The 17916-nt window shown below is 34.9% G+C and carries 23 protein-coding genes; 21 read left to right on the top strand and 2 right to left on the bottom strand.

Going from position 1 to position 17916, the window contains the following annotated elements; all coding sequences use genetic code 11:
* Nucleotide 1 precedes the first annotated feature (1 nt).
* From trpD to tsf, 10 genes are all read left to right on the top strand, one after another.
* A complete protein-coding gene (gene trpD, locus LF845_RS00460) occupies nt 2–988 on the top strand; it encodes an anthranilate phosphoribosyltransferase (protein WP_242819018.1) in 987 nt (328 codons plus the stop codon).
* Nucleotides 989–1741 (top strand): indole-3-glycerol phosphate synthase TrpC, encoded by a 753-nt coding sequence (locus tag LF845_RS00465; RefSeq protein WP_242819019.1) that lies wholly within the window; start codon nt 989–991, stop codon nt 1739–1741.
* Nucleotides 1732–2271, top strand: a complete 540-nt coding sequence (trpF, locus tag LF845_RS00470; protein ID WP_242819020.1) for a phosphoribosylanthranilate isomerase — start codon at nt 1732–1734, stop codon at nt 2269–2271. The genes LF845_RS00465 and trpF overlap by 10 nt, the downstream gene beginning before the upstream one ends.
* On the top strand, nt 2271–3437 hold the full coding sequence (gene trpB, locus LF845_RS00475) for a tryptophan synthase subunit beta (protein WP_242819021.1): 1167 nt from the start codon (nt 2271–2273) through the stop codon (nt 3435–3437). The genes trpF and trpB overlap by 1 nt, the downstream gene beginning before the upstream one ends.
* Nucleotides 3434–4129 carry a tryptophan synthase subunit alpha gene (trpA, locus tag LF845_RS00480; RefSeq protein ID WP_242819022.1) on the top strand — a complete coding sequence of 232 codons (696 nt, stop codon included), beginning with the start codon at nt 3434–3436 and terminating at the stop codon, nt 4127–4129. Before trpB ends, trpA begins: the two co-directional genes overlap by 4 nt.
* Nucleotides 4126–5130: an aminodeoxychorismate synthase component I gene (locus LF845_RS00485; RefSeq protein WP_242819023.1), complete on the top strand. Its 1005-nt coding sequence runs from the start codon at nt 4126–4128 to the stop codon at nt 5128–5130. Before trpA ends, LF845_RS00485 begins: the two co-directional genes overlap by 4 nt.
* Before the next feature lie 55 nt (nt 5131–5185).
* Nucleotides 5186–5704 carry an aminotransferase class IV gene (locus tag LF845_RS00490; protein WP_242819024.1) on the top strand — a complete coding sequence of 173 codons (519 nt, stop codon included), beginning with the start codon at nt 5186–5188 and terminating at the stop codon, nt 5702–5704.
* Nucleotides 5705–5806: 102 nt separating this feature from the next.
* On the top strand, nt 5807–6202 hold the full coding sequence (locus tag LF845_RS00495) for a hypothetical protein (RefSeq protein ID WP_242819025.1): 396 nt from the start codon (nt 5807–5809) through the stop codon (nt 6200–6202).
* Nucleotides 6203–6396: 194 nt separating this feature from the next.
* Nucleotides 6397–7203, top strand: coding sequence for a 30S ribosomal protein S2 (gene rpsB / locus LF845_RS00500; protein WP_242819026.1), 807 nt, complete (start codon nt 6397–6399; stop codon nt 7201–7203).
* Nucleotides 7204–7205: 2 nt separating this feature from the next.
* A complete protein-coding gene (gene tsf, locus LF845_RS00505; protein WP_242819027.1) occupies nt 7206–7859 on the top strand; it encodes a translation elongation factor Ts in 654 nt (217 codons plus the stop codon).
* A 71-nt stretch (nt 7860–7930) separates the two neighbouring features.
* Here the strand turns inward: tsf and LF845_RS00510 are convergent, their stop codons facing one another.
* Nucleotides 7931–8575 carry a hypothetical protein gene (locus LF845_RS00510; protein ID WP_242819028.1) on the bottom strand — a complete coding sequence of 215 codons (645 nt, stop codon included), beginning with the start codon at nt 8573–8575 and terminating at the stop codon, nt 7931–7933.
* A 74-nt stretch (nt 8576–8649) separates the two neighbouring features.
* The gene (locus LF845_RS00515; protein ID WP_242819029.1) at nt 8650–9036 is read right to left on the bottom strand and encodes a hypothetical protein; all 387 of its coding nucleotides are present in this window, start codon (nt 9034–9036) and stop codon (nt 8650–8652) included.
* Nucleotides 9037–9409: 373 nt separating this feature from the next.
* On the opposite strand from LF845_RS00515, the gene LF845_RS00520 reads away from it, so the two are divergent.
* The 11 genes from LF845_RS00520 to aroQ all read left to right on the top strand — a co-directional run bounded on the left by LF845_RS00520 (nt 9410) and on the right by aroQ (nt 17904).
* A complete protein-coding gene (locus LF845_RS00520) occupies nt 9410–10696 on the top strand; it encodes a dicarboxylate/amino acid:cation symporter (protein ID WP_242819030.1) in 1287 nt (428 codons plus the stop codon).
* The gene (gene cuyB / locus LF845_RS00525) at nt 10696–11388 is read left to right on the top strand and encodes a cysteate racemase (RefSeq protein WP_242819031.1); all 693 of its coding nucleotides are present in this window, start codon (nt 10696–10698) and stop codon (nt 11386–11388) included. Before LF845_RS00520 ends, cuyB begins: the two co-directional genes overlap by 1 nt.
* Before the next feature lie 3 nt (nt 11389–11391).
* Nucleotides 11392–12489 carry a threonine synthase gene (locus tag LF845_RS00530; RefSeq protein ID WP_242819032.1) on the top strand — a complete coding sequence of 366 codons (1098 nt, stop codon included), beginning with the start codon at nt 11392–11394 and terminating at the stop codon, nt 12487–12489.
* A gap of 95 nt (nt 12490–12584) precedes the next feature.
* Entirely contained in the window at nt 12585–13016 is a 432-nt protein-coding gene (locus LF845_RS00535; RefSeq protein WP_242819033.1) for a hypothetical protein, read from the top strand.
* Between the two features lie 9 nt (nt 13017–13025).
* Nucleotides 13026–13760 carry a ribonuclease PH gene (rph, locus tag LF845_RS00540; RefSeq protein WP_242819034.1) on the top strand — a complete coding sequence of 245 codons (735 nt, stop codon included), beginning with the start codon at nt 13026–13028 and terminating at the stop codon, nt 13758–13760.
* Nucleotides 13742–14335, top strand: coding sequence for an XTP/dITP diphosphatase (locus LF845_RS00545; RefSeq protein ID WP_242819035.1), 594 nt, complete (start codon nt 13742–13744; stop codon nt 14333–14335). The genes rph and LF845_RS00545 overlap by 19 nt, the downstream gene beginning before the upstream one ends.
* Entirely contained in the window at nt 14332–14838 is a 507-nt protein-coding gene (locus LF845_RS00550; RefSeq protein WP_242819036.1) for a shikimate kinase, read from the top strand. The genes LF845_RS00545 and LF845_RS00550 overlap by 4 nt, the downstream gene beginning before the upstream one ends.
* Nucleotides 14838–15890: a 3-dehydroquinate synthase gene (aroB, locus tag LF845_RS00555; RefSeq protein WP_242819037.1), complete on the top strand. Its 1053-nt coding sequence runs from the start codon at nt 14838–14840 to the stop codon at nt 15888–15890. Before LF845_RS00550 ends, aroB begins: the two co-directional genes overlap by 1 nt.
* A gap of 1 nt (nt 15891) precedes the next feature.
* Nucleotides 15892–17127 (top strand): tetratricopeptide repeat protein, encoded by a 1236-nt coding sequence (locus LF845_RS00560; protein ID WP_242819038.1) that lies wholly within the window; start codon nt 15892–15894, stop codon nt 17125–17127.
* On the top strand, nt 17120–17476 hold the full coding sequence (locus LF845_RS00565; protein WP_242819039.1) for a roadblock/LC7 domain-containing protein: 357 nt from the start codon (nt 17120–17122) through the stop codon (nt 17474–17476). Before LF845_RS00560 ends, LF845_RS00565 begins: the two co-directional genes overlap by 8 nt.
* A complete protein-coding gene (gene aroQ, locus LF845_RS00570) occupies nt 17476–17904 on the top strand; it encodes a type II 3-dehydroquinate dehydratase (RefSeq protein ID WP_242819040.1) in 429 nt (142 codons plus the stop codon). The genes LF845_RS00565 and aroQ overlap by 1 nt, the downstream gene beginning before the upstream one ends.
* The last annotated feature ends 12 nt before the right edge of the window (nt 17905–17916 follow it).

Consider the following 17916-nt stretch of genomic DNA (forward strand, 5'->3'; position numbering starts at 1 on the left):
AATGGAAACATTAGTAAAAAAAATCAATTCTGAAGAAAGGTTGGCTTTTGATGAATATGTGAAGTTTTTTGATTCGATGGTAAACGGCAGTCTGACTGATGCTCAGATTGGGTCAGCACTTATTGCACTGAGAATAAAGGGTGAAACCGAAGAAGAGATTTCAGCTGCTGCAACAGTATTAAACAGATACAAGATAAAATTAGATGTTAAGCCTAAAAATAAAATAGATACTTGTGGCACAGGCGGGGATGGTAAATCAACTATAAATGTATCTACGATTGTTTCAATTGTATTGGGCAGCTTTGGGTTTAATGTTGTAAAGCATGGGAATGTGGCTCAAAGTGGTAAAGTAGGCTCAGCAGATATTTTGGAAATTATGGGTGTCCCTGTGAAGTTGACTAAAGAGGATGCAGAAAAATTTTTATTAAAGCACAATTTTGTATTTCTCTTTGCACCAAATTATCACCCTATTCTCAAATCGGTGGGCAAAATAAGAAGGGAGCTAAAAGTGCCAACAATTTTTAACTACTTAGGCCCGATGTTAAATCCTGCAGACCCTGAGTATCAGCTTATCGGAATAAACTCGGCCTCAAAGCTTGATGTTTATGCGAAAGCTTTAGTAAAAATGAATAAAACTAATGTTTTGGTAGTTTCATCAAAAGACGGTTATGATGAGATTTCAAGTAATGATGTAACTTTTGCAAGAAAAATAACTGGCAAAGGTATTGAAGAGTTAGTGATTAATCCACAAGATTTTTTCAGCCCATTTGAAATGCCACGGGTTGAAAGTAATGATGAGGCGAAAGAGCTTTTTAAGAGAGCTATTGAAGGTGCAGATGAAAAGCTTAATAACCTGATTGCAATAAATACGGCATATGCATTTCAACTTATTGAAAATGACGATTTAAAAACAATTTTTGAGAAAGTTGTAAATAAACTTAAAAGCGGTGAAGTGAAAAAATATTTTGAAAGCTTAAGAGGTAATTAGATGTTGTCTAAAATTCTTGAAAATAAACGTATTGAGATAAATGGGCTGCAGGTGCCGAATATCGAAAGAAAAAAGGGAATAATTAATCCTTTGCAGTTTTTAAAAAACAGACCTGTTATTGCCGAAGTAAAAAAAGCTTCCCCAAGTCTTGGAGACATTAATATAGACGTTAATGTTGTAGAGCAGGCAAAAAATTATGAAAAGGCGGGTGCCGGTGCAGTAAGTGTGCTTACGGATGAAAAATTCTTTAAAGGGAGTTTTAGTTATCTACAGCAGGTTGCTTCTCAGGTGAAGATTCCTGTTTTGTGTAAGGACTTTATAATTTCCAAAAAACAGATAGATTTAGCTTACAAATTTGGTGCAGATATTATTCTTTTGATAGTCAAGGCATTAAGTGAAAAAGAATATGTGGAGCTTTTTAATTATGCTAAAAGTCTTGGACTTTATGTTTTAACAGAAATTCATGAAAAAAAAGAGATTGCAGTAGCTGAAAAGGTAGAGGTAGATATTTTAGGTGTAAATTCGAGAAACCTTGAAACTCTTGAGATTGATAAGAAAAAGTGTGCAGAGATAATTTCAAGCCTCAGTAAAGGTTATTTTAAAGTAGCTGAGAGCGGAATCAACAGCAAGGAGGATGTGTTAATGTTTCAGGCAGCAGGTGCTGATGCATTTTTGATAGGCTCTTATTTGATGCAATCAAAAATTCCGGGTGAAAAGATTTTGGAAATATATGAGAGTTTGAAATGTTTGTAAAAGTATGTGGTATAAAAACTTTTGAACATATAGATTGGGCAATGTCTCTCGGGTATACTGCTGTAGGGGTAGTACTTTATAAAAAGAGCAAAAGATATGTCGATGATGATACAGCAAAAAAACTTGCTCAATATGCAAGGGGTAAGATTAAATCTGTTGCCGTTAGTGTTAGTTATGCAGATGTATCAAATGTAGAGGATAGTTTTGATTATATTCAGGTGTATGAGCAGATAAATAAAAATAATCTCATTTTTGCGTCAAATGCCAAACCTTTAGATAATAACTTTAAGTATTTTTTATATGATAACAGTAAAGGCAGCGGTGAATTTGAAAGTTTTCCTGAGTGGTTAGAAATGCTCAGAAGTAAATTAATAATTGCCGGTGGGCTTAATTATAAAAATGTAAAAAATGTAATAAAACAGTATCAACCTTTTGGAGTTGATGTATCCTCAGGTGTGGAAAATGCACAGGGGGAAAAGGATTATGAGCTTATGAAAAAGTTTATAGAATCGGTAAAAGGTGGTGAATAATGAAAGGGTTTTACGGTGAATTTGGTGGCCAATTTGTGGCTGAGACTCTTATTCCGGTATTGGATGAGTTGGACAAGAGTTTTGAATTACTTAAATGTGATAAAGATTTTAATGATAAGCTGAATGACTTACTTAAAAACTATGCCGGCAGGCCTACCCCTATTTATTATGCAGAGAATATGTCAAAAAAATACGGGTGCAAGGTATATTTTAAAAGAGAAGATTTGCTGCATACCGGGGCTCACAAGATTAATAATTCATTAGGGCAGGCACTGTTGGCAAAAAAAATGGGGAAAAAGCGGATAATTGCCGAGACAGGCGCAGGGCAGCACGGTGTGGCAACGGCAACGGTTGCAGCACTTTTAAACCTTAAGTGCACAGTTTATATGGGAAGTATTGATGCAAAAAGGCAGTCGATGAATGTAAAGCGTATGAAGATGCTTGGCGCGGAAGTGAAAGTAGTGGATGAGGGGACTAAGACTTTAAAAGATGCAGTAAGTGCAGCACTTAGAGAGTGGGTTTCAAGCTGTAATACTACTCATTATGTACTTGGGTCAGCATTGGGGCCGTATCCGTTTCCTAAGATTGTTTCTCATTTTCAGTCAGTGATAGGGAAGGAATCAAGGGAATATTTTGAAAACTTAGGGATTATGCCTGATTATATTATTGCCTGTGTCGGTGGTGGGAGCAACGCAATAGGAGTGTTTAAAGGTTTTTTAGATGTAGAAAGTGTAAGACTTGTTGGTGTCGAAGCGGGCGGAATTTCGGATAAAGATGGTGAACATGCAGCAAGGATGAGTTTTGGAAAGAAGGGTATATTTCAAGGGAGTTTGTCTTATGTTTTGACAGACAAATCGGGGCAGATTAGCAATGTCCACTCTGTGTCAGCTGGTCTTGATTATGCGGGTGTTGGACCGGAGCATTCATTTTTAAAAGAGATAAAAAGATGTGAGTATCACTATGCAAGGGATAAAGAGGCTTTGGACGGGTGCTTAGAGCTTTGTAAGCTTGAGGGGATTCTTCCTGCCCTTGAGTCAAGCCATGCCGTTGGCTATTTCATAAAAAATGCATCAAAGTTTAAAGATAAAACTATACTTATAAATCTTTCAGGAAGAGGGGATAAGGACTTGGAGATTATTTTGGAAAATATGGAGGGAACAATATGAAAGGTTTTTATATTTTAGGGGGGTATCCCGATATGAAGAAATTTGAAGAGGTTTTTAAGTATATTGCCGAAAAAGCGGATTTTGTTGAAGTAGGGTTAGCCTATAATGACCCTGTGGCAGACGGCCCCGTAATCGCTGAGGCTGCAAGCAAGGTTGTAAAGTCCAATATCAAAATAGATGATATTTTGAAGATTGTTGAAGCTTATAAAAAGTCAAAAGTTTACATTATGACATACGCAAATATATTTTATCAGTACGGATTGAAAGAATTTTCTCAAAAATATAAAAATTTGATAAATGGTGTCATTATAGCTGATTTGCCAAATAGAATGCACAGCTTTTTTTACGATAACGGGTTTGATATTCCAGTAATTCCGTTTGTTACGCCTGAAAGCCGAGATGAAGATATTGAAGAGTTGAAAGGGTCCAAAGCGGATTTTATATATTTTGTAGGTGTCAGAGGTGTAACAGGAAGTGAAGTAAATTTTCTGGATACTGAGTTGGTGGAAAAAGTACAATTTGTCAAAAAGGTGACTAACAAGAATGTTGTGTTTGGTTTTGGAATTAAAACTAAAAAAGATACTGAAAAGGTAATGACATATGCAGACGGATTTGTTATAGGGACTGAGGCGGTAAAAAGGCAAACAAATATTAATGAGTTTAAAAAGTATATCGAGTCGATTATTAGATGATAAAGACCTCTGAGAAAAAAAGTTTAGTAATAAATAGTAAGAACTTTTGCGATAAATTTAATAATTTTTACAATCGTGGCATACCGTTTATTTTTCTTATTGATTACAATATGAAAGAGTTTGTAATTGAAAAGCTTGAAGATGTTGAGCCTGAATTGATATTATTTGATTTTCCGGGTGCTAATAACGTTAAGCACAAGTGGAGTAGCGCAAAGTATACCCCCCTGTCATTTTCCCCTATATCGTATGAAACCTACAAGCTTGGATTTGATTATGTCAAAGATAATCTTATTCAGGGCAATAGTTATCTGACCAATTTTACGTGCAAAACTGAAATTTTTACAAATTTGTCACTAAATGACATCTTTCTGATAAGTAAGGCGAAATACAGGGTTAAATTTCTTGACAAATTTGTGTGTTTCTCCCCCGAAACTTTTGTGAAAGTAGATGGTGATTTTATTTACACGTATCCTATGAAAGGTACAATCAGTGCTGATTTACCTAATGCAAAAGATAAATTGTTAAATGACGAAAAAGAGATGGCAGAGCACATTACCATAGTTGACCTGCTAAGGAATGATCTCAATATGATTGCAGAGGATGTAACGGTTACAAAGTTTAGGTATGTAAGTGGGATAATAAGTCGAAAGAATAAGCTTTGGCAAACAAGCAGTGAAATTAGAGGACGGTTGCGTAAAAGCTTTAAAAACAGTATTGGGGAGAGTTTATTATCACTTTTGCCTGCAGGCTCGGTTACCGGAGCTCCAAAAAAAGAAACAGTAAAAATAATAAAAAATGCTGAAAAGTATGATAGAGGTTTTTATACCGGGATAGCGGGGGTGTTTGATGGAAAAATACTTGATTCCTGCGTTTTAATTAGGTTTATAGAAAATGATAATGGAAAGTTTTTCTATAAATCAGGCGGTGGGATAACCGTTTATTCGGATTGTCAAAGAGAATATAAGGAGATGCTTGATAAGATATATGTCCCTACTTTTTGAAACAATTAAGCTATATAACGGCGTATTTTATAATTTGGAGTATCATGAAAAAAGAATGGTGAATTCTGTTCATAATCTTTATGGGGTAAATGTTAATTTTTCCCTGAAAGAGCGCCTATATCTATTAAATTTACCTAAGTATGGACTTTATAAAGTAAAAGTTATTTATGACAGGGATGTCAAAGTGGTAGAAATCGCGGAGTATGAAAAAAGAAAAATTGATAGACTTTTTGCGGTCTTCAATGACACTATAAATTATAGATTTAAATTTCTTGACAGAAAGTGCTTTGATATGTGTCAGACGGAGTCGCAAGCGGAGTTTTTATTTATTAAAAATGGCATAGTTACCGATACTACATTTTCAAATGTAGCTTTTTTTGACGGAAGAATGTGGGTTACCCCATCGACTTTTCTATTAAATGGAACCAAGAGACAGTATTATATTGACAAAAACGTATTAAAAGTGGCGGATGTTCGTCTTACGGACATAGCAAAATATAAAAATATATCACTTATAAATGCCATGCTTGACTTGGAAGATATTGTGATAGATATTAAAAACATTCATTTTTAGGTTAATTTTATTTCCTATTGATTTTTTAATTTAAAAAGTATAGCAAAATTTTGTTGATGTGCTATCTTTCATACCATAACACAAATTTGCTGAGAGATTAATATGAATGAATTGAATATTTTAAAGTATGTTGACGATGTTATTCGTTTTTGTGAGATGCAATTTCCCAGAAAGTGTAATTGTTGTGGGTATGAGTTTAAGGATTTTAAGGATTTTTTGAAAAATACCAAAATCCCTGACCATGTCGCGATGAGTAATTTGCAGATAATCGATTTTAAAGATATACACGATGTTATTGCGTATAGAAATTGTAAGTGTGGCACTACTATCACTCTCCCTTGTTCAATTGGGCTTGGAAGTAAATTTCTTTTTCTTGATACGATTGAGTATGACTCAAAGGAGACAGGGATGTCCAAAGCGGATGTGGCAATTAAGTTAAGGGATGAGGTTTTGAAGAAAGTTTTGGGAGATTCAACTGAAGATATGGATGGCGAATAAACCATTAGAAATTTATTTTTCATAACAAGTTTTCGATATTAAATTGATAAGTTTTTTGTTATTTTTCTTGCAAATATATAACTTATATGTTATTAAACCCTCCCTAAAACGCACGCCTTTCCAATGAATTTAGGCTAGTGCCTTTAAAAGGTGCCTAAGTTTATAAGGCGGAGGAAAAACAAATAGGAGGAAATATGTCTCACATTTCAATGAAAAGCCTGTTAGAGGCAGGTGTTCACTTTGGCCATCAGACAAAAAGATGGAACCCAAAAATGACCAAATATGTATTTGGTAAGAGAAACGGTATTTATATTGTTGACCTTCAGAAAACAGTTCAGTGCTTTAATCAAGCTTACGAATTTGTAAGGGATATGGCTAAGGAAGGAAGAAAATTCCTTTTTGTCGGTACTAAAAAACAGGCACAGGATGCTGTTAAGGAAGCAGCTGAAAAGTGCGGAAGCTATTATGTAAACAACCGCTGGCTTGGTGGTACATTGACCAACTTCCCTACAATTAAGGGTAGAGTTCAGAGGATGAAAGAGCTTGAAGAGATGTTTAATTCAGGCTACGTCAACAGATTCAAGAAGAAAGAAGTGTCTACTCTGAAAAAAGAGTATGATAAATTAATGAAAAACCTTGCCGGTATAAGAGATATGGATGAAATCCCTGATATTATGTTTATTATTGACATAAAAAGGGAGATGAATGCTGTAAACGAAGCTAAAAAACTTAATATTCCAATAGTTGCCATAGTTGATACGAACTCTGACCCTGAGTTGGTAGATTTTCCAATCCCCGGTAATGATGATGCAATCAGGGCTTGTCAGCTTATTGCTGAAAGGATAGCTGATGCTATTAATGAGGGGAGACAGTTGAAAGAGGACGGTCTTGTTGAAGAGATTAGAGTTGCTTCAACTGAAGAGGAAGAAGGGGAGGATATCCCTATAGATGAGATAATATCTGCTGACATTGAAAACATTGATGATGAAGAGGAGGAGTAGAAATGGCTGAAATTACTGCTGCTTTAGTAAAGGAGCTTAGAGAAAAAACTGGTGCCGGCATGATGGACTGTAAAAAGGCACTTAACGAGACAAATGGTGATTTGGAAAAGGCTATAGAGCATTTGAGAAAGAAAGGGCTTGCTGATGCAGCTAAAAAATCAGGCAGGATTGCTGCTGAAGGTATGGTATCTTCTTATATTCATGCTGGTGGTAAAATAGGTGTACTTGTTGAAGTTAACTGTGAAACTGATTTTGTGGCAAGAAATGAAGATTTTCAAGAGCTTTGCAAAGATATAGCAATGCATATTTGTGCTGCAAACCCAAAGTTTGTTTCTCCAGAAGAGGTTGACCCGGAGCTTGTGGCTAAAGAAAGAGAAATTTATATAGCCAAGGCAAAAGAATCAGGTAAGCCTGATAATATTATAGAAAAAATGGTAGAAGGTCAGATTTCAAAGTTTGTTAATAGTGTATGTCTTTTGACTCAGCCTTTTGTGAAAAATCCAGATGTAACTGTTGAGAAGTATATTGCTGAAAAGATTGCTAAGATTGGTGAAAATATTAGAGTTAGAAGATTTGTTAGATATGAATTGGGAGAAGGCTTGGAAAAAAAGCAGGAAAACTTTGTGGAAGAGGTAATGAAACAGATCAAAAAATAGCCTGTCCACTTGAGACTTCGTTAAGAGTGCTAAGTATATTGAATAAAAAAGCCCGCTGATTAGGCGGGCTTTTATTTTAATCTAAAAGATTGAATCGTCGATTCTAACTCTTCAGGAAAACTATCCGTTGGCGGGTTTTTGGCTATAGCGGTTAAGTTATACAATAGTCCATCTTTTACAACAAAGCGCATCACCCCGTAATTTTTATCTTCATTCAGTTTAAATGTAAATCTTAGCAATTTATCCTGTGAATGATTTGTCGTTTCCAAATAGTTAAAACTGCTATACTTCTCTTTTAACTTCTTTGTAAGATCAGGCATCATCTCGTTTAGCGAGCCTTTGGCCTTGATTATTGAAACCGTTATGGTGTTTGAATTTTTTTTATCATCAGATTTTTTTTCTGCATAAATGGAAGCGGTAGGGTCAACTGCAGCCAAATAGCGGTAACCTTTTGGTATAAGAATAACGTATCCGTGAGTAGATTCGTATAATGTATCATTATCGGCAAGTATACTTTGGGTTTCAAAAGAGACTTTTTCCGGTTCTGAGGGAGTACTCTTGTAGTAGTCGTAAAGTTGGTTTGCTGCAAGTCCTGAGAATAAAACAAATCCATACATAATCCATTTATTTTTGTAAAATTTAACGAGTCTTTTGTTTGTATATAAACTAATCAGTGTCCCGGCAAAAAAAAGATAGAGAAAAATTAATGGATTCATTTATACCCCTTATCGTGTTTTGTAAAAATTATCATTAAAAGACTAAATATTCAAGTTTTTTACCTTCTATTTTTTCAGTTTACTTCAATTATAAATTTTTTTAACAACTCTAATGAGTAATCCCCTGTTATTGCTACCCAATAATTTTCATCCCCTTTTAAAAAATAATAGTTATCCATTCCCATTCCGATGACATAAAATACTTCTATATTGTCGACATTTATTTTGTTGACGTATCTAAATGCTTTACTGAGAGGAATTTTTTTATTCATTGCTTCGATTAATTCTTTAGCATCTTTTTCTGTTTTTGATTTGGATGCCCATACCACCAAGTAGTGAGTGTCGCTCTTATATTCTGCTACATAGGCATCTTTTAATGGAAATTTTTTACCGTGAAGCTTGAAAATTTCATCTGACGCAAGTTTGCCGGTAGTAACTCTTATAATTTTCATATGATTCATATTGTTTTGTATCTGCTGTGGTGGGCCGAAGGCAAGGGCTGTATAAGAAACAAGTAATAGAATTGTTACAAATATTTTCATCATAGATTTTACTTTTCTCCCAAACAGTTTAATTAAAGTATTATTAGCACAATTATACCAAAAGTTAAACCAAAACCTAATGCTTATATGAAATAATGTTTTGATTAAGAGATACAGTAATTTGAATTTAAGTTTATATTCGCTTAACGTCTTAAATTTAATGTTTAATGCATATTCTAATAAAACTTAGTTATTTTATGGTGTGTTGTTAAAAAAATTGTTAAGTTATGTTAAAATTTATGTTAATAAAGATATGCCCAGTTTTATTTAACTACAGTCAAAGGAGGTTCCAATGCAAGAAAAAAAATCTTTATTACGTATGTACCTGAGCTCAAACTTGCTTTTAAGAATTTTGATCGGTTTGATTTTAGGTGCAATTTGTGGTCTTGTTTTTGCTGACAAGTTGATGTGGGTTAAACCATTTGGTGACCTTTTTGTCAGACTTTTAAAAATGATAGTTTTACCTGTCGTTATTACTTCATTGGTTGTTGGTGCTGCAAGTATTCACCCTTCAAAACTTGGTAAAGTTGGTATTAAGGTGTTGGTAATTTATTTAATTACTTCAGGCTTTGCTGTTGCTATAGGTCTTTTCTTTGGAAATTTGTTCAAGCCTGGTAAAGGGGTAGACCTTGCATCAATCGGCACAGGAGTGGCTAAGCAGGTTAAAGCGCCAAGCCTTGTTGATACGCTACTTAATGTAGTTCCAACAAACCCTTTTAAAGCGATTGTCAATGGTGATATATTGCCGGCAATTTTCTTTGCTATGCTTGTGGGGATTGGTCTTGCATATCTTAGAGATAGTGAAGATAGTAGAATAAAAAATGCAGCCGAAACAGTTTTCAATTTTTTTGACGGAAGTGCTGAAGTTATTTATAAAATAGTTAGGTGGATACTCGAATATGCTCCAATAGGTGTTTTTGCACTTATTTATGTCGTGTTTGCAAAGCAAGGAGCTAAGGCTTTTGGACCGCTATTGTCAGTTACTGCTACTGTTTATGTGGCACTAATTGTTCACCTTATAATAGTGTATGGAATAATCCTTAAAATCGGAAGATTTCCATTTGTAAAATTCTTTTCAAAGTCTAAAGAGGCAATCATCACTGCTTTTGTTACAAGAAGTAGTAGTGGCACTCTTCCTGTGACGATGAATGTGGCTAAAAACCAGCTTGGTATCTCTAAAGGTATATATTCTTTTACCCTTCCTTTGGGTGCAACAATTAATATGGACGGTACTGCAATTTATCAGGGTGTGTGTGTAATGTTTGTAGCCTTTGCTACTGGAATGGATTTGACCCTTACTCAGCAGGTGACAGTAATAGTTACTGCCGTGCTTGCATCTATTGGTACTGCAGGTGTCCCGGGTGCCGGTGCAATTATGCTTCTTATGGTGCTAAACTCTGTCGGGTTTGATCTTTCTTCTTCAAGCAGCCCTGTAGCTCTTGCATATGCAATGATATTGGGCGTAGATGCGCTTCTTGATATGGGTAGAACAGCACTTAATGTAGCGGGAGATTTGACTTGTACAGCTTCAGTCGCTAAGTTGGAAAATGAAGTAGATATGAAAGTTTTGGAAAGCTAATGAAAAGGCTTGGAATTATTGGTGGTATGGGTCCGGAGGCAACTTCGGACCTTTTTTTGAAAATAATAAGACATACCCCTGCAAAAAAAGATCAGGAACATATTCCAATTATTATTGATAATTATCCTCAAATTCCTGACAGAACAGCTTTTTTAAAAGGGTTAGGAGAATCGCCCTTGCCGTATTTATTGGAATCGATTAGAAGGCTTGAAAAGTGTAATGTAGATTATTTATGTATGCCGTGTAATACGGCACATTATTTTTTGGATGAATTGAGGAAAACGACTAAGATACCTTTTATAAGCATAGTTGAAAGTACGTTAGAGTCTTTGGTAAAATCAAAAAAATCTTACAATAAAATCGGACTTATGGCAACTGATGGCACTTTTATTGGCAAAATTTACCATAGGGTTTTTGAGAAAGAAGGGGTAAATATTGTAAACTTTAATACTTCAATACAACAAGCAATTATGGACTCAATATACACACTAAAGTGTGGTAAAAAGGATGAAGCCGTCAAACTATTTATAGAGGTCTTTTCAAAAATAATTGACGAAGGATATGATTGTTTGATAGCAGGGTGTACCGAAATACCTATTTTATTGCCTTATATAGAAAAATCAAGTATTGACATATATGATGCAACGGAACTACTTGCTCTGAAAGCGGTTGAGCTTTGTTATAGGGGTTAGATTATGTATGCTTTAGAGTGCTATGGTTGTGGCACAACTTATGATATCAACGATAAAAGATGGAAATGTGATTGTGGCAGTTTTCTAAATATTAAGTCAGATATAAAATTTGAAATTTCCCTAATAGACAATAAATCGAGTGGACTTTGGCGCTATAGAAGATTTATCCCTATTTTTAACAATGAGTCTGTCATAACATACGGAGAAGGGTATACACCTATTGTTCAGGAAGAAGTATATGACAAAAAAGTCTATCTAAAATTAGACTATATGTTCCCTTCAGGCTCTTACAAAGACAGGGGCTCAACTGTTTTGTTAAGCAAAATAAAGGAGCTTGGAATTGATAATGTGGTTGAAGATTCTTCCGGCAATGCGGGGGCTTCAGTGGCAATGTATTCCGCTAAAGCAGGAGTAAAGGCTGATATATATGTGCCTGAATCTACATCAAAAGGTAAGCTTGTGCAGGTAGAGGCATTTGGTGCGAATCTTGTTTTGGTTAAAGGGGACAGAGAGGCTACTACCAATGCAGTTATGTCTGCGGCAAAAGAGAAATACTATGCAAGTCACGTCTGGAATCCTTTTTTCTTTGAGGGTACTAAGACTTTTATATACGAGATATTTGAACAATTAGGAAATAAATTGCCTGAAAATATTGTAATGCCCGTTGGCAATGGTACACTTTTGATAGGCGCTTATATCGCATGTAAAGAGCTTTTGAAAAGTGGTTATATAGACAAATTTCCAAAATTTTATTGTGTGCAATCTGAAAATTGTGCACCCCTTTTAGAAGTGCTTGAAGGTAATTACTGTGAATATAGTGAAACTATTGCTGAAGGGATTGCCATCAAAAAACCCCTCAGACTAAATCAGATGGCAGAGATAATAACAGAAACCGGCGGGACTGTTGTTACTGTTTCAGATAGTGATGTCAAATCAGCTTTAAAAGAAATTATGAAAAAAGGTTATTTTATTGAGCCTACTTCTGCTTCGGTTATTGCAGCTTTAAAGGATATTGATGTTAGAGAGTCAGCGGTTGTAGAGCTTACAGGGGTAGGGCTAAAGGCAACTGAAAAGATTGGAGAGATAATAAAAAAGCATTGATTGACAGTTTGTTAATGCTTTATCCTTTTATTGAAAGCGGCTTGTGCCTGCAGTTATTGTCTTGATTAGTTTGATAATTTTGCTACTATATCTTTATGAAAAGAATATCAATTATTTTAATAATATTATTACTTTTTTTAGTATTACTTTTTATCTCTTTATATAAAATTCCCGTTTTTGTAGGTGATGATAAATTTGGCTATACTTACGTATTGGTAAGCCCTTTTAACTCTGATGAGAATAAAATTCTTTTTTTATTGCAAAAACTTTCTGCACTATCAGAATCAGAAACTGAATTTGATAAAATAATGACTTTTCAAAAAGTTGTTATTCAAGGTGATGTGCTCCGTATTTATATGTCGGGAGAAAGTGAAGCATCTTCAAGTTACAATGAAATGAGGATGATAGAGCAATTAAAAGAGCTGATAAGAAATAATTTTGACTATATAAAAAAAATGTTTATTATTGACGATGGCAAGATATTTAAACATATAGATGTTAGGTTTCCAATAATTATTGAAGATTAAGGGGTTTTTATGAGGAAAGATGGTAGAAATTTTGATCAGATGAGAGAGATTAGAATTGTTAAGGACTATATAATATATCCTGAAGGGTCAGTATTGATAGAATATGGTAATACTAAGGTAATCTGTAATGTAACTGTTTCTGAAGGTGTGCCACCATTTTTGAAAGGCTCTGGCTCAGGGTGGGTAACAGCTGAATATCAAATGCTTCCACGCTCGACCCATCAGAGAAGTTCAAGAGAGGCTGTAAAGGGCAAATTGGGTGGTAGGACACAGGAAATCTCAAGGCTTATTGGTAGAAGTCTTAGAGCAGCTGTGGATATGTCAAAGCTTGGAGAAAGGACTTTGGTAATAGATTGCGATGTAATTCAAGCTGATGGCGGCACGAGGACTGCATCTATTAGTGGCGCATATGTGGCTTTGAATCTCGCAATCAATAAGCTTTTAAAAGAGGGTGCGTTGGAAGAGAGTCCGATTGTAAATCAGGTATGTGCGGTAAGTGTTGGTATTTTAAATGATGAAGTCATACTTGACCTTGATTATGATGAGGACTCAAATGCTGAGACTGATCTTAATATAGTGGCAACAGCTGACGGAAGAATTATTGAAATTCAAGGCACAGCTGAAAAGGAGCCTTTTGATCTTGGAAAACTTAACAAAATGGTTGAAATGGGGCTAAAGGGGATAAAGTTTATTGGTGAGGTTCAAAATAAAGCTTTGGGAATAGAATGTTTAAAATCTTATTAGCTACCAAAAATAAACATAAAGTCAGAGAAATATCCGATATACTTAAAAGTAGAGCTACCGTTGTTTCCGCTTTTGAAGAGCTTAATATATATGATGATATAAAAGAAATTGGTAAGACATTTGAAGAGAATGCATGTATTAAGGCGCTATATATATCAAAATTTGCAGATGATTACGTGATTGCTGATGATTCAGGCTTGGAAGTGTATGCATTGGGAGGACGTCCCGGGGTTTTCTCAGCAAGGTTTGCCGGTGAAAATGCTACCGATGAGGAGAATAACAAAAAGCTTCTAAAAGAGCTTGAGAATATAGACGACAGAAAGGCTCGCTATGTATGTGCTATTGCTTTAGCAAAAAAAGGCAAAATTATTGAAGTTTTTACTGGAGAGCTGAAGGGTGAGATAGGAGTTAATCCTAAAGGGGATAATGGCTTTGGCTATGACCCTATTTTTGTCCTTAAAAATGGTAAAACAGCCGCTGAAATATCTCCTGAAGAAAAGAATAAAATTAGCCACAGGGCAAAGGCATTAAAGAAAATGGAAAAATATTTTAGAGATTGGGGTGATAGATTATGAGCTATGAGAAAAATATATACCTTGTTGGTTTTATGGGGGCAGGTAAGAGTACTGTTGGCAGAGCGTTGGCAGATAAGACCGGGAAGATTTTTAAGGATTTGGATGATATTATAGAAGAGCGGGAAAATAAAAAGATAGTAGATATATTTGAAGAGAAAGGGGAAGAATATTTTAGAAGATTAGAGTCTGAAGTTATAGAAGAAGTCAGTAAAAGTAAAAATTATGTTGTTGCCACAGGTGGAGGCGCAATTGTAAATCCTACAAATTTTCAAAAATTAAAAGAAAGTGGTGTGCTGATAAGCTTGGCAGCAAGTCCGGAAGCTATCTATGAAAGGGTGAAAGATTCAAAAGATAGGCCACTCCTTAATGTGGAAAATCCTATTGAAGAGATCAAAAGGATGATGTTTGAAAGAGCGTATTATTACATAAAATCTGACCACATTATTGAAACAACGGATAGAAGTATTGAGGAGATAGTTGAAGAGATTTTGGAGCTTATTTGATGAAAACCGTAAAAGTTGATTTAAGGAAAGAGATAGATAATTCTTACGAAATTTTAATCGGTTCAGATTTTATTAAAGGTATTTTAGCTGATTTTGATCCTAATGCTACCTTTTACGTGATAGATAAAAACGTTTTTAATCTGTACCCTTTTCTGCGGGAGTTAAAAAATAAATATATATTTGAGACAAGTGAAAAAAGTAAGAATATTAATTCGGTTGCGGAAATATTAAACTTTCTTAAAAACAGTAACTGTCTTAGGGATTCTAAGTTGGTAGCCGTTGGAGGTGGAATAATAGGTGATGTGGCAGGGTTTGCTGCATCTATTTTTATGAGAGGGATAGATTATTATCAGGTTCCTACTACCTTATTATCTATGGTTGACAGCAGTGTAGGTGGTAAGACCGGTGTCAACTTAGGGGATACCAAAAATTTGGTTGGTAGTTTTTATCAACCTAAAGCTGTTTATATTGATATGAAATTCTTAAATACACTAAGTTTTGAAGAGTATAAAAACGGTTTGGCGGAAGTTGTAAAGTATGCAGTTATGTTTGACGAATCGTTTTATAATATGCTTATTGAGAATTATGCAGAAGTAGAACAAAGAGGTAACATTCTGCAAGATATTATTTTAAAATGTTGCCAAATAAAGGCCGACGTGGTTAAAGAGGATGAAAAAGAGAAAGGGAGAAGAATGCTTCTTAATTTTGGTCACACTTTTGGTCATGCAATAGAAGTGGATTCTGAACATAAGATTAAACATGGGTTTGCCGTTGCAACGGGCATGTATTTGGAAACGCTTTTTGGTCAATTTATGAAGCAAGTTGATAGTGATGTTACAGATAAGATAAGAATCATATTGGAAAGGTACGGTTTTGAGTTAAATTATAAATACCTTGACGAAGAGAAGTTTATAGGTGCTATAGCTATGGATAAAAAAGCACGGCAGAGTGGCGTCGTACTTGCCTTGACACAAAAAGTCGGCTCTGGTATGCTTTTAAAAGGGGTAGAATTGAATTTTATTAGGGAATTTTTTGTTTCCTTAAGGAGCTGATATGGACGAAAGCCAAAAATCAAGATATTTAAGAGATATCGAATACTTTTCAAAAAAATTAGAGGAAAATCCCAAGTCTAAAGTTTTTATGCCTTTGGCTATGGCATACTTAAAGCTTGAAAAGTATGATGAAACAATTGAGATTTGCACAAAAGGATTGGATAACAATCCGGATTATATCGCTGCAAAGACAATTCTTGCTCAGGCTTTTTTAGGAAAAGGTATGCTAAATGAAGCAAAGGGACTTCTTTTGGAAGTTGCCACCTTTTCAAAAGATAACCATAGGGCTAACAAACTTCTTGGTGAAATTTATAGAGCCGAAGGAAATGTAGAGAAGGCAATCTACTATTATAGAACAGCATCTATGAATTCACCTGAAGATTTGGAATTAAGAAGGCTTATTGAAGAATTGGCAATGACTGTAGATGCTACCCCTAAAGGGTTGGACGATATCACGGATGAAAAACCCGACACTGAAGAAGTATCTTTAAAAGAGGAAACTGATGAAGAGCCATCCGATTTAACTGAAGTAGCCGAAGACCTTGCGGATGAAGTTATCGAAGATATAAAGAGAGGGGAAGAAGCAGATATAGATATTTTTGAGGTTGAGGCTCAGCTTGAAGAGCTTATAAATGAAGGGGAGTATGAGAAAGCCTTAGAATATGTGAACGAAAAGCTTCAATTTAATCCTGATTTGTTAAATAAAAAAGTTGCGGAAATAAATGCTTATTTGCACAAGGAGAATGTTGCGCAGGAAGAAATATTGGTGCCTGAAGAGTCTCTAAATGAAATAGAAGGATTAGAGGAAATAGGGGATTTAAACTTAGATGTTGAGCCACTTGATAAAATTGAAGACTTCACAGCAGATGAACAGTTGGATTTTGCAGAAGAGAAAGTGGTAGAAGAAGAGCTTGGTTTAGAAGAGGGGTTAGTGCTGAATGACCTTGAGCCCGAAAGTAAGCCTGAAAGTGAGTCCGAAAGTAAATCTGAAGACATGACTGTTAGGGATACTGGTAGCTATTCTGGTTATGGAGATAAAAGTGAAACAGAGGAAAATTTTGAAGATGTCAAGTCTGAGGACGCTACAGAAGATAAACTAACCGAGAGTGAACTTGACGTTGATTTTGATAAAAAGCTTGAACAACTTGAGCCTGTTAATCCTAACATGGAAGCAATTGAGAAGCTTGAAAATTGGCTTGAAAATATCAGCAAAGTAAAAGAGAAGAGAAATGTTTGACAAAATATTAAAATTTATTGCCTCTTCTGTTAAAGGGGTGAAAGTTTTGGCGATATTTGATAGAGATGGAATAATAGTAAGTAAACTTGACAATAAAGAAAGGACAGCTGAAGAGATAGCTGCAGAGTTTTCTTCAGTTTTAAAATATATTGATAAAGTTACCACCTTTCTTATTACGGGAAAGATGGAAAAAATGTATATAGATTGCGATACGGAAGGGTTTTACTTGCATAAAATTAATAACTATTACTACCTTGTTGCTGTAATTGATAAAACAACTATTTTAGGGAAATTGAAATATGTTGTTACCTCACTGGAGCCAAAGTTTAAAAAGGAGCTGGACTTTTAATGAAAAGGGTGCTTGTTATAAATGGACCGAATTTAAATATGCTCGGTCAGCGTGAACCATCGGTTTATGGCAATACTACGTACGAAGAGCTTGTGTCGATTATAAAGAATCATTGTGAGAGTAAAAATATATATGTAGAGGTTTTTCAGTCTAACCATGAGGGTGATATTATTGAAAGGATTCATAAATCTAAAGATTTTGATGCATTAGTAATCAATGCGGGTGCCTATACACATACGAGCATTGCCATAAGGGATGCACTTGCTGCAGTAAATATACCGTTTATAGAAGTGCATATATCAAACATTTACAAAAGAGAAACTTTTAGACATAAATCTATGTTATCGGACTTGGCTGTAGGGCTTATAACAGGTCTTGGAATACGTGGTTATCTATATGCAATAGACTACTTTGCGGATATTAATTAATCTTTTGAGGTA

The organism is Deferrivibrio essentukiensis (assembly GCF_020480685.1).
Taxonomy (GTDB): Bacteria; Chrysiogenota; Deferribacteres; order Deferribacterales; family Deferrivibrionaceae; genus Deferrivibrio; species Deferrivibrio essentukiensis.